The following is an 11774-nucleotide window of genomic DNA, read 5'->3' on the forward strand; positions in this document are numbered from 1 at the left end:
CGCCGCCCGAGCCGGCCAGCCGCCCGCCGTTGAAACCGCCAGCGCCGACGCTGCCGCCACGGCCGGCGCCCCCGCCAAGAAAGCGGCGCGCAAGACCGCCCGCAAGACGCCCGCGCGCCCCCGCGCGCGCAAGACCGCGGCGAAGGCTCAGGAAGACTGAGCGCCCGGCCGGCCGCCGAAGGCGCGCGCCAGCGTCAGCACTTCGCCGGTCGCCACCGGTTCATAGCCCGGCAGCGCCTCCAGGCGCCGTATGAAGCCGGGCGCCTTCAAGATGGCCAGCACGTCGTCCAGCCGCCGCGCCTCCAGGGCCGACTGCTCCACCGCGAAGAAGTAGCGCTCGGTCACCAGCGGCACGAAGTCCAGTCCGAAGCGCCGGGCCGCGGTCTCGATGCCGAAGCCGACGTCGGCCATGCCGCTGGCGATGTAGGCGGCCACCGCCGCATGGGTGAACTCGGTGCTGTCGAAGCCGTTGATGGCCTGCTGCGGCACCTGGTCGCGCGCCAGCATCAGCTCCAGCAGCATGCGCGTGCCCGAGCCGGCCTGCCGGTTGACGAAGCGCACGCCCGGCCGCGCGAGGTCGGCCAGCGTCCGGATGCGCTTGGGATTGCCCGGCGCCACGCACAGCCCTTGCACGCGCAGCGCAAGCTGGACCAGCACGTGCTTGCGCGGATCCAGCCATTGCAGGTACTGGCGCACGGCGTCCCGCTCGAAGGGGCCGATGGGCACGTGGAAACCGGCCAGGTCGCATTCGCCGCGCGCCAGCGCGGCCACGGCCTCGGTGCTGTTGCGGTAGCGCAGTTCCACCGGCATCTGCGCGGTGTTGATCCAGTCCACCAGGGCCGCCACGGCGAAACCGTGGCTGGCGTACAGCCGCAGGGGTGAGCGTTCGGGCGCCACCGCCTTGCGGATCTCCGCCTCGAGTTCCGAGGCCAGGCTGTCCAGCGTGGGCGACAGCCGGGCGCGGATGCGGTCCTCGGCCAGCAACAGGACCGTGCCCAGGTGGCTGAGCCGCGTACCCTTGCCCGGCCGCTTCTCCAGCAGCGGCGTGCCGAACAATTGCTCGGCGCTGCGCAGGAGCCCCCATACGTGGCGATAGGACAACCCTTCCAGGCGGCCCGCCGCCGCGATCGAGCCCGACTCGCGGATGCTGGCCAGCAGGCGCAGCAGCAGGGACGTATCCACCGCGGAAGAGGCCTCGGCCCCCGTCCCCTGGACGTGCCAGCCGGGCTGGATCGCGATCTTGAACATTTATGCAATCCTGAACATATTTTTCGACGGAAATTTCTTTGTTAGAGTGGGTCGCGTAGCAAGACATATGTTCTGAATTTCATATATTAGCCGTTTCCTCCTTCGCGACGCACGGCACGGAACCCCATGGACCAGAAAGTCATTCCCATCGTCGCGGCGGCGCCCACGCGCGAACGCAGGCGCCAGCAACCCAAGGGCCGGCGCGTCGATCCCGCCGCGCTGGCCGAGGTGCGTGCGCTGTTGGGGGACGCGCCGCGCCGGCGCGACCTGCTGATCGAACACCTGCATCGCATCAACGACCGCTACGGCCAGCTCGGCACCCGCCACCTGGCGGCGCTGGCGCAGGAACTGCGCATGGCGCAGGCCGAGGTCTATGAAGTGGCCTCCTTCTACCACCACTTCGACGTGGTGCGCGACGACGGCCAGGCCGAATCCGGCACCGCGCCGCTGGCCGTGCGGGTGTGCGGCAGCCTGTCCTGCGAACTGTCGGGCGCCGGACCGCTGATCGAGCGTCTGCGGCAAGTGCTGGGCGCCGGCGTGCGGGTCGTGCCCGCCCCCTGTCTGGGGCGCTGCGAACAAGCACCCGTGGCGATGGTGGGCCAGCGCCCCATTTCCTGTGCAACGGCGGATACGGTGCAGGCAGCCGTCGCGAGCGGCGACACCCGCGACGTGCCGGGCGCCTACATCGACTACGCCGGCTACGTCGCACAGGGCGGCTACCGCGTGCTGCGCGAATGCGCGTCCGGACAGCGCGACGTGGAGTCCGTGCTCAAGGCCATGGAAGATTCGGGCCTGCGCGGCCTGGGCGGCGCGGGCTTCCCGGCCGGCCGCAAATGGCGCGCGGTGCGCGCGGAACCCGCGCCGCGCCTGATGGCGGTCAACGTGGACGAAGGCGAGCCCGGTACCTTCAAGGATCGCTACTATCTCGAGCGCGATCCGCATCGCCACCTGGAGGGCCTGTTGATCGCGGCCTGGGCCGTCGAGGCGCAGGCCGTCTACATCTACCTGCGCGACGAATACCACGGCTGCCGCGCCATCCTGCAGGCGGAGCTGGACCGCCTGCGCGCCGATCCGCCCGTTTCCGGCCTGCCCCGCATCGAATTGCGGCGAGGCGCCGGTGCCTACATCTGCGGCGAGGAATCGGCCATGATCGAATCGATCGAAGGCAAGCGCGGCATGCCCAGGCTGCGCCCGCCCTATGTCGCGCAGGTCGGACTGTTCGGCCGTCCCACGCTCGAGCACAACTTCGAGACGCTGCACTGGGTCCGGGACATCCTGGAACGCGGCGGCGCCTGGTTCGCCTCGCAGGGCCGGCGCGGGCGCAAGGGCCTGCGCTCGTTCTCGGTATCGGGACGCGTGCGCCAACCCGGCGTCCATCTGGCACCGGCCGGCATCACCATCCAGGAACTGATCGACGAATACTGCGGCGGCATGCAGGACGGCCACGAGTTCTACGCCTACCTGCCGGGCGGCGCGTCGGGCGGCATCCTGCCGGCATCGATGAACGACATCCCGCTGGATTTCGACACGCTGCAACCCTACGGCTGCTTCATCGGCTCGGCGGCGGTCATGGTCCTGTCCCATCGAGACACCGCCGTGGGCGCGGCGCGCAACATGATGGCGTTCTTCAAGGACGAATCCTGTGGCCAGTGCACGCCCTGCCGCGTGGGCACGGCCAAGGCGCTGGAGCTGATCCGCCAGCCCGAGTGGGACATCCCGCTGCTGGAGGAGTTGTCCGCCGTCATGCGCGATGCCTCGATATGCGGACTGGGCCAGGCCGCCCCCAATCCGGTCGATTGCGTCATCAAGTATTTTCCTGGAGAACTCGGCTCCGGGTCGTCCGGCCGTGCCACGGGTAACTGACATGAATGCCATCAATCGCCGCGAGCTCGGCCTCTCTGCCGTCACCGTGAACTTCCGCCTGAACGGGCAGGAAGTCAGCGCCGCCGACAACGAAACCCTGATCCAGGTGGCCGACCGCCTGGGCATCGAGATTCCCCGCCTGTGCCATGCCGACGGACTGGAGCCGGCCGGCAACTGCCGCTCGTGCGTGGTCGAGATCGCCGGCGAGCGCGTGCTGGCGCCGTCGTGCTGCCGCACGCCGCGCGAGGGCATGGAGGTCACGACCGACAGCGAACGCGCCGTGCGCGCGCAGAAGATGGTGCTCGAGCTGTTGCAGGCCGACATGCCCGAGACCTCGTACACGCGGAACAACGAAGTCGATCTCTGGGCGCGCAAGCTGGGCGTGGGCAAGCCGCGCTTCGCGCCGCGCGCGCCGGTGGCCGCCGACACCTCGCACCCGGCCATCGCCGTCAACCTGGACGCCTGCATCCAGTGCACGCGCTGCCTGCGGGCCTGCCGCGACGAGCAGGTCAACGACGTGATCGGGCTGGCCCATCGCGGCGACCATGCCAGGATCGTGTTCGACATGGACGACGCCATGGGCGCTTCCACATGCGTGGCCTGCGGCGAATGCGTGCAGGCCTGTCCCACCGGCGCGCTGATGCCCGCGCGCGAGGTGGCGCTGCAAGTGCCGGACAAGGCGGTCGAATCGGTCTGCCCCTATTGCGGCGTGGGCTGCCAGCTGACCTACCACGTCAAGGACAACCGCATCCTGTACGTCGAGGGCCGCGACGGTCCGGCCAACCACGAGCGCCTGTGCGTGAAAGGCCGCTACGGCTTCGACTACGCCCACCACCCCCACCGCCTGACCCGCCCGCTGATCCGCCGCGCGGACGCGCCCAAGCGCGGCGACGCCGTGATGGATCCGGACCGCGTCATGGAGGTGTTCCGCGAAGCGACGTGGGACGAGGCGCTGGACCTGGTGGGCGAGCGGCTGCGCACGATCCGCGACACGCACGGCAAGCGCGCGCTGGCCGGCTTCGGCTCGGCCAAGGGCAGCAACGAGGAAGCCTATCTGTTCCAGAAGCTGGTGCGCACGGGCTTCGGCAGCAACAACGTCGATCACTGCACGCGGTTGTGCCATGCCTCGTCGGTGGCGGCACTGCTGGAAGGCATAGGCTCGGGCGCGGTGTCCAATCCGGTGATGGACGTGGGCAAGGCCGAGGTGGTGATCGTGATCGGCGCCAACCCCACGGTCAACCATCCGGTGGCGGCGAGCTGGATCAAGAACGCGGTGAAGAACGGCACCAAGCTCATCGTGGCCGACCCGCGCCGCTCGGACCTGGCCCGGCTGGCGCACCGCTTCCTGCAGTTCAAGCCGGACACCGACGTGGCGATGCTGAACGCGATGATGCACGTGATCGTCCATGAAGGCCTGGTCGACGAAGACTTCATCGCCGGCCGCACCATCGGCTACGACGAACTGCGCAGGAACGTGGAAGGCTACAGCCCCGAGAGCATGGCGCCCATCTGCGGCATCGACGCGGACACGCTGCGCGAGGTCGCGCGGCTGTACGCCACCTCCAAGGGCTCGATGATCCTGTGGGGCATGGGCGTATCGCAGCACGTGCACGGCACGGACAACGCGCGCTGCCTGATCGCGCTGGCGCTGATGACCGGGCAGATCGGCCGCCCCGGCACCGGCCTGCATCCGCTGCGCGGCCAGAACAACGTGCAGGGCGCGTCGGACGCGGGACTGATTCCGATGATGTATCCGGACTACCAGCGCGTGGACAACGCCGCCGCGCGCCAGAAGTTCGAACAGTTGTGGGGCATGCCGCTGGATCCGCAGCCGGGGCTGACGGTGGTGGAGGTGATGCACGCGATCAGGGCCGGCACGGTGCGGGGCATGTACATCATGGGAGAAAACCCGGCGATGTCGGACCCCGACGCCAACCACGCGCGCGAGGCGCTGGCGGCACTGGACCATCTTGTCGTGCAGGATATCTTCCTGACCGAGACGGCCTACCTGGCCGACGTCATCCTGCCCGCCTCGGCTTTTCCGGAAAAGACCGGCACGTTCACCAATACCGACCGGCTGGTGCAGATGGGCCGGCAGGCCCTGGATCCGCCGGGCGACGCGCGCCAGGACCTGTGGATCATCCAGCAGATCGCGGCGCGCATGGGGCTGGACTGGCACTACCGCGACGTGTCCGAGGTGTTCGACGAGATGCGCCATTCGATGCCGAGCATAGGCGGCATCACCTGGGAGCGCCTGCAGGCGGAGCATGCGGTGACGTATCCCTGCCTGGCGGAGGGCGATGCCGGAGACCCTGTCGTGTTCACGACCACGTTCCCGACCGAGACGGGCCGCGCGCGTTTCGTGCCTGCCGACATCATTCCGGCGAACGAGCGGCCGGACGGAGAGTATCCGCGGGTATTGATCACGGGGCGGCAGCTGGAGCACTGGCACACGGGCAGCATGACGCGGCGGGCATCGGTGCTGGATGCGATCGAGCCGGATCCGGTGGCGTTGGTGCATCCGCTGGATCTGGAAGAGATCGGGGTGCGGCCGGGAGACGTGATCACGCTGGAGTCGCGGCGCGGAGAGGTGTCGCTGTATGCGCGGGCGGAGGAAGGCACGCCGCGGGGAGCGGTGTTCGTGCCGTTCTGTTATTACGAGGCGGCGATCAACAAGCTGACGAACGCCGCGCTGGATCCGTTCGGGAAGATTCCGGAGTTCAAGTATTGCGCGGTACGGATCCGGGCGGGAGGGACGGAGCCGGTGCAGAGCAGTTATGGGGGTGGGCAGATACTGGGGTTGGGCGCTTGAGCCGTCACAGCGGGTTGCTGTCCTGGTAGATGATCTTCGACTCCGTGAAGTCGTTCAACGCCTCATGTCCATGCAGGCGCCCCAGCCCGCTGTGGCGATAGCCGCCGGTTTCCGCTTCGGCCATCAGCTTGTTGTGATCGTTGATCCAGACCGTGCCCCGGCGCAGCTTGCGGGCGACGCGTTGGGCGCGGGCGCCGTCGCGGGTCCAGACGCTGGAGGACAGGCCGTAGACGGTGTGGTTGGCGCGGGCGATGGCTTCGGCCTCGTCGTGGAATTTTTCCAGGACGACGAAGGGGCCGAAGATTTCCTGTTGGACGAAGAAGGCGCTGGTGTCGCCGTGGGCCACCAGCGACGGGGTCAGGAAGGCGCCGTGGGGATGCTGGCTGTCCAGCGTGGAGCCTTCCAGCAGCACTTCGTCGGCTTCGCTCATGGCGCGGTGGACCTGGGACAGGACGCGGTCGCGCGAGGCGCGGTCGATCAGGGGGCCGAGGTGGTGGCCGGGCAGCCAACCGGGGCCGGTTTTCAGGGCGGCCAGGGCGTCGCGCAGGTGGGTGCGGGCGGCGTCGTAGGCGTTGGCATGGACCAGCACGCGGCGCGCGGCGGTGCATTGCTGGCCGGAGATGATGGTGGCGGCGTCGGCGATCTTGCGCATGACGTCGGGGATGGGGGCGTCGTCGAAGACAATGCAGCTGGCCTTGTCGCCCAGCTCCAGCGACAGCTTCTTCATCGTGGGCGCGGCCGAGGCGTAGATGCGCTGGCCGGTTTCGTTCGAGCCGGTGAAGCTGATGACGTCGACGTCGTCGGACTGGCAGATCAGTTGCGAGAGTTCGGTGCCGTCCTCGACCACCATGTTGACGACGCCCGGCGGCAGGCCCGGGATCCTGATCAGTTCCTTGAGCATCTCGCAAGTGACGAGCGCGGTCTGCCAGGCGGGCTTGATCACCGTCGTGCATCCCGCCGCCAGCGCGGGGGCCAGGCTGCGCACCAGCAGCAGCGCCGGGGCGTTCCAGGGCACGATGATGCCGGCCACGCCGGCGGGTTCGCGCAGCATGGTCGAGAACACGCCGGGGCTGACTTCCTGCGCGTTGCCGGCGATATAGCGAGCCAGGCCGGCGTAGTAGTTGATCTCGGAAATGGCGCCATGCATTTCGCCGGTGGATTGGGCGATGACCTTGCCGTTCTCCATCGTCAGCAGCATCGCCAGTTCCTGGGCGCGCGGAGCGAGGTTGCGCGCCCATTGCAGCAGCACGTCCTGCCGCAGGCGGGGGGAGTTGGCCCAGGCCGATTCCTCGAAGGCCTGGCGGGCCGCGCCGATGGCGGCGCGCGCGGCCGCGGCGTCGGCCGTGGCGACGGTGCCGACGGTCTCGCCGTTGGCCGGGTTGATGTTGTCCAGGATCGGCGCCGCGCCGGACTCCTGCAGGGCGCCGGCGATGATCAGGCCGGAATGGTGTCGGGTCGTCATGATTGCTCCATAGGGGACACGGCCGCGGTCGGCGGCTCGAAAGAGGAAATCGGCCGCGATCCGTGCGCGAGACACGAGGCGTCGAGATCGCGGATGTCGGCGCGGCCGATCAGCGCCAGGTCGCGGTCCAGTTCGGCATGCAGCAGGCCGATCGCCCGCCGCACCGCTGCGGTGGCGCCCACGGATGCCGCGTACAGGAATGGCCGGCCGATCAGCACGAAGTCCGCGCCCAGGGCCAGCGCCTTGATGATGTCGGTGCCGCGCCGGAAACCGCCGTCCACGATCAGCTTGGCGCCGCCGCGCAGCGCGGCGATCCGGGGCAGCATGCGCAAGGGGGACACCGCGCCGTCCAGTTGCCTGCCGCCGTGGTTGGACAGGATCATGCCGTCCACGCCGGCGTCCAGCGCGATGCGGGCGTCGTCCTCTTGAAGAATGCCCTTGACCAGCAGCCTGCCCCGCCACCGGCGCCGGATGTAACGCAAGTGGTCCCAGGTCAGGCGGTCGCGGCCGACGCGGAACCCTGGGCTGGGCGGTGCCACGATCGGTCCTCCACGGTCAGCGCCGAAGTTCTCGAAGCGCGGGATGCCGCCGTTCAGGAGCGTACGCAGCACCACGCTCGCCATCCAGCGGGGATGCGCCAGCACGTCGCCCAGCAACCGCGGGCCAGGCGTGACCGGGATGCCGAATCCTCGCCGCAGGTCGTTCTCGCGGTTCGCCGCGACGGGCACGTCTGCGGTCACGACCAGCACTTCGATACCGGCACGTTCCACGCGCTGGAGCAGACTGTCTATCCGCCCCGGGTCCGCTGGCAGATAAGCCTGGTACCACGCCCCGGGCGACCGCGCTGCGATGGTTTCCAGCGGCACGGACGAGGCCGCGCTCAGCACGAACGGGACCTGTTGCGCGGCGGCCGCCTCGGCCAGGGCCAGGTCCGCCTGGAACGCGAACAGGGCCGCGCCGCCCATGGGCGCGATGCCGAAGGGCGCACTGTACTCGCGGCCCCACAGCTGGCAGCGCGTGGACCGGGTTCCGACATCGACCAAGACGCGGGGCACCAGTTCCAGCCGGGACAAGGCCTCGGCATTGGCGCGCAGCGAACGCTCGTCCTCGGCGCCGTGTGCGGCGAAGCCGTAGATGCTGCGTGGCAGCCTTTTCCTGGCCTCGCGTTCGAAGTCGGCAAGCGCAAGCATCGGGCCGCCCTACTCCACCTTGATGCCGGCCTGCCGCACCGCTTCCGTCCAGCGTCCGGCCTCGCCGCTCACGAAGCGGGCGAACTCGGAGCGCGACTGCGGCGCGGGCTTCTCGCTTCCCCAACCTTCCCACATGCGCTGGATGTCCGGGTCGGCCAGCGCCCGGTTGAGCAGGTCGGACATCGCATCGGCGATGCGCGGCGGCGTCGCGGACGGCGCGAATACGCCGTACCAGGTCCCGAGCACCATCCGGTCCAGCCTCAGTTCCTTGACGGAGGGAACGTCGGGAAACAGCGGGGAGCGGCGAGCTGATGTGACCGCGAGGGCCTTCAACCGGCCCTCGCGCACGAACGTGGAGGCGGCCGGCATGGTGTCGAACAGCACGTCTATCTGTCCGCCCACCAGGTCCTTGAGCGCCGGCGCGCTTCCCTTGTAGGGTATGGCAACCATGTGGATGCCGGCGCTCTGCGCGAACGTGATGCCGGCCAGGTGCTGGAGGTTGCCGACGCTGCCCACGCCATAGCTGATTCCTTTGTCGGTGCCCCGCGCCTTGGCCACGAGCGCGTCCAGGATGTCCACGCCGGTCCCGGCCTTGACCACCACCAGGTTGGGCATGGTGGCGAACCGCCCGATGGGCAGGAAGTCCGGTCCCGTCAGCGGATAGGACAGCGAGGGCGTCAGCGCCATCCGGGTCAGTTCATGGACGCTCCCGAGCAGGAAGGCGGTGCCGTCCGCGGGCGCGTGGGCCACGAATTCCCGCGCCAGCACGCCGGCACCGCCGCTGCGGTTGTCGACGATGAAGGTCTGTCCCGACAGGCGGCTCATCACGGCCGCCAGCGGCCGCACCATCTGGTCCATCGACCCGCCCGGCGAGGCCGGCACGACCAGCCGCACCGGCTGCGTCGTCCAGGCCCCTGCCGCCGGCGCGGCCGTTGCGGCCGCCAGTCCCAGGACGATGCTTCCCCCCGCTCTTCTCCACACCATGTCGTCTCCCTGGTCGAAATGATGAACGATGCCGCGCCGCCGGGACGCCGTCGTTCACGCGCGAAACAGATCGAGCATCTCGGCGCTCGGCTCGAAGCCCAGCCCGGGCGTATCCGGCAAGTCGAGCCATCCGGCAGCAGGCTCGGGAAAGCCGACGAAAAGGCGACGCATCAACGCCACCGTGGGCAGGTGCCACTCGACCTTGCCGCCGTTGGCCAGCCCCGCATGCAGATGCATGTTGTGCAGCGGAAAGGCGCCGCCATTGGTGACAGAGACATTGAACGCGCTGGCAAGGCCCGCGATACGGACGCATTGCGTGTATCCGCCGCCGATCACCACATTGGGCTGGATGAAGTCCACCGCGCCGTGGACCAGCATGTCGCGAAAGCGGAAGGCCAGCCCTTCGTTCTGCCCGGCCGCCACGGCAACGCCGCAACGGCGGCGCAGGTCCGCCATGGCGGGAATGTCGTTCTGCGTGACCGGTTCCTCGAAGAAGGCAATGCGGCAATCGGACAGATTCATTGCCAGGCGCTGCGCATGGAAGGCGTCGAGGCTGCAATTGGCATCGATGTAGACCTGCGCGTCGCTGCCCGCGGCCTCGCGCACGGTTCGCACCCGGCGCTCGTCCTCGGCGATGACCTCGTCCAGCGAAGGGCCGCCACGGTCGCGCCTTTGAAGCGCCTGATGGCCGACGACCATTTTCAGATGCTGGTAGCCCTGGGCCCTGAGCGTCGCGGCCGCCTGGCCGAGCGCATCGCGGTCCAGGAAATCGAAGCCGAAGGTCGCGTAGACGGGCACGCGGGAACGGGCGCCCCCCAGCAACCGCCACACTGGCTGTGCCAGCGCCTTGCCCTTGATGTCCCACAGGGCGATGTCGAGCGCCGCCATGGCATGCGCGGCGTGGCCGGTCTGTCCCCGGGGCGACAGCAGCCAGTAGAGACGGTCCCACAACGCCTCGTGGTTCATGGGGTCCTCGCCGACCAGCGCCGGCGCGGCCACGTCGTTCACGGCCGCGGCCACGACCCGTTCATTGGTGATCGATGTCAGTCCATGGCCGCACAACCCGGTGGAGGTTTCCACGCGCACCAGGCACGCCCGGATTTCCTGCTCGACGGGCGTGGTCCCGCCTATGCCGACCTGCACGGGCCATTTGATCGGCACCGCCGCGACTCGCGTGATCTTCATGTCCGCTCCCGTGCGCCCTACTCGACCTTGATGTCGTTCTCGCGCGCCACCTTGGTCCAGAGCGGCACTTCCTTCTCGATCAGGCGACGGAACTCGTCGGAGGTGCTGGCGTGGGCCAAGCAGCCGAGGGAGGCCATCTTCTTGCTTACCTCGGGCAGGGCGACCACGCGCGCGATCTCCCGCTGCAATACCTGGACCACGTCCGCCGGCGTGCCGGCCGGCGCCAGCAGGCCCGCCCACAACTCGACATCCAGGTCCACCCCCGCCTCCCGCATGGTCGGGACCTCGGGCAGGAAGCCTGCCCGTTGCGGAGAGGTCACGGCCAGGGCCCGCACGCGCTTGCCCTGCAGGCCGGTCATGGCCGGCGCCGGATCGGTGATGGCCATGGTGACGTTGCCCGCCATGACGGCCTGAATCGATTCGTTGCTGCCTTTGTAGGGAATGTGCGCGAAGCGCGCGCCGGTCTTGCCGTTGAACAGCTCGGTCACGAGCTGGAACGAGGCGGCGCTGGAGCCGTAGTTCGCCTTGTCCGGGTGCTGCTTCGAATAGGCCACGAGGTCGCTCACGGACTTGATCGGCAGCGAGGCATCCGAGACCAGCACCAGCGGGAACTTCGCCGTCAGCGACACGGGGGTGAAGTCCTCGACCTTGTAGGGCAGCTTGGCGTACAGGGCGGGATTGAACGAGATGGGACCGCTGGCTCCCCAGAACAGCGTGTAGCCGTCCGGCCTGGCCTTGGCCACGTAGGCCGCGCCCACGATGGAGGCCACGCCGGGGCGGTTCTCGACGATCACGGGCTGCTTGAGTCCCTTGGTCATTTCCTCGGCCACGATACGGGCCAGGACGTCGTTGCCCCCGCCCGCCGCGTAGCCGACGATGATGGTGATCGGGCGCGCCGGATAGTTCGGCTGCGCATGCGCGGCCGGCAGGCCGAGCGGCGAGATGGCCAGCGCCAGCGCGGCCAGGTTCAGGATGCGACGTACTTGCATGGTGTCTCCTTCCACGGGACTCGTGCGTTCCCTTGATTCCG

Annotated in this window: 8 protein-coding genes; 2 read left to right on the forward strand and 6 right to left on the reverse strand. The window is 69.1% G+C overall.

Going from position 1 to position 11774, the window contains the following annotated elements:
* Nucleotides 1-147 precede the first annotated feature (147 nt).
* Nucleotides 148-1248, reverse strand: a complete 1101-nt coding sequence (locus tag CDO46_RS09220; protein ID WP_087838256.1) for a substrate-binding domain-containing protein — start codon at nt 1246-1248, stop codon at nt 148-150.
* Nucleotides 1249-1374: 126 nt separating this feature from the next.
* On the opposite strand from CDO46_RS09220, the gene CDO46_RS09225 reads away from it, so the two are divergent.
* Together CDO46_RS09225 and fdhF are read left to right on the forward strand one after the other, a co-directional pair.
* The gene (locus CDO46_RS09225) at nt 1375-3111 is read left to right on the forward strand and encodes an NADH-ubiquinone oxidoreductase-F iron-sulfur binding region domain-containing protein (RefSeq protein WP_087838257.1); all 1737 of its coding nucleotides are present in this window, start codon (nt 1375-1377) and stop codon (nt 3109-3111) included.
* A 1-nt stretch (nt 3112) separates the two neighbouring features.
* Nucleotides 3113-5923, forward strand: a complete 2811-nt coding sequence (fdhF, locus tag CDO46_RS09230; protein ID WP_087838258.1) for a formate dehydrogenase subunit alpha — start codon at nt 3113-3115, stop codon at nt 5921-5923.
* Nucleotides 5924-5927: 4 nt separating this feature from the next.
* Here the strand turns inward: fdhF and CDO46_RS09235 are convergent, their stop codons facing one another.
* Genes CDO46_RS09235 through CDO46_RS09255 form a run of 5 tightly spaced genes read right to left on the reverse strand, consistent with a single transcriptional unit; the run spans nt 5928 to nt 11733 of the window.
* Nucleotides 5928-7385 carry an aldehyde dehydrogenase family protein gene (locus CDO46_RS09235; RefSeq protein ID WP_087838259.1) on the reverse strand — a complete coding sequence of 486 codons (1458 nt, stop codon included), beginning with the start codon at nt 7383-7385 and terminating at the stop codon, nt 5928-5930.
* On the reverse strand, nt 7382-8575 hold the full coding sequence (locus CDO46_RS09240; RefSeq protein ID WP_087838260.1) for an alpha-hydroxy acid oxidase: 1194 nt from the start codon (nt 8573-8575) through the stop codon (nt 7382-7384). The genes CDO46_RS09235 and CDO46_RS09240 overlap by 4 nt, the downstream gene beginning before the upstream one ends.
* A gap of 9 nt (nt 8576-8584) precedes the next feature.
* Complete coding sequence (locus CDO46_RS09245; RefSeq protein WP_087838261.1) at nt 8585-9559, reverse strand: tripartite tricarboxylate transporter substrate binding protein; 975 nt, start codon at nt 9557-9559, stop codon at nt 8585-8587.
* Between the two features lie 54 nt (nt 9560-9613).
* Complete coding sequence (locus tag CDO46_RS09250) at nt 9614-10744, reverse strand: mandelate racemase/muconate lactonizing enzyme family protein (RefSeq protein WP_087838262.1); 1131 nt, start codon at nt 10742-10744, stop codon at nt 9614-9616.
* Nucleotides 10745-10761: 17 nt separating this feature from the next.
* The gene (locus CDO46_RS09255) at nt 10762-11733 is read right to left on the reverse strand and encodes a tripartite tricarboxylate transporter substrate binding protein (RefSeq protein WP_132979126.1); all 972 of its coding nucleotides are present in this window, start codon (nt 11731-11733) and stop codon (nt 10762-10764) included.
* Nucleotides 11734-11774 lie beyond the last annotated feature (41 nt).

This window comes from Pigmentiphaga sp. NML030171 (assembly GCF_002188635.1).
In the GTDB taxonomy this organism is placed as follows: Bacteria; Pseudomonadota; Gammaproteobacteria; order Burkholderiales; family Burkholderiaceae_B; genus Pigmentiphaga; species Pigmentiphaga daeguensis.

What these genes read in the sequence shown, in the direction of transcription:
- CDO46_RS09220 (WP_087838256.1), bottom strand. Translation starts at nt 1,248, where the DNA reads ATGTTCAAGATCGCGATCCAGCCCGGCTGGCACGTCCAGGGGACGGGG.
- CDO46_RS09225 (WP_087838257.1), top strand. Translation starts at nt 1,375, where the DNA reads ATGGACCAGAAAGTCATTCCCATCGTCGCGGCGGCGCCCACGCGCGAA.
- fdhF (WP_087838258.1), top strand. Translation starts at nt 3,113, where the DNA reads ATGAATGCCATCAATCGCCGCGAGCTCGGCCTCTCTGCCGTCACCGTG.
- CDO46_RS09235 (WP_087838259.1), bottom strand. Translation starts at nt 7,385, where the DNA reads ATGACGACCCGACACCATTCCGGCCTGATCATCGCCGGCGCCCTGCAG.
- CDO46_RS09240 (WP_087838260.1), bottom strand. Translation starts at nt 8,575, where the DNA reads ATGCTTGCGCTTGCCGACTTCGAACGCGAGGCCAGGAAAAGGCTGCCA.
- CDO46_RS09245 (WP_087838261.1), bottom strand. Translation starts at nt 9,559, where the DNA reads ATGGTGTGGAGAAGAGCGGGGGGAAGCATCGTCCTGGGACTGGCGGCC.
- CDO46_RS09250 (WP_087838262.1), bottom strand. Translation starts at nt 10,744, where the DNA reads ATGAAGATCACGCGAGTCGCGGCGGTGCCGATCAAATGGCCCGTGCAG.
- CDO46_RS09255 (WP_132979126.1), bottom strand. Translation starts at nt 11,733, where the DNA reads ATGCAAGTACGTCGCATCCTGAACCTGGCCGCGCTGGCGCTGGCCATC.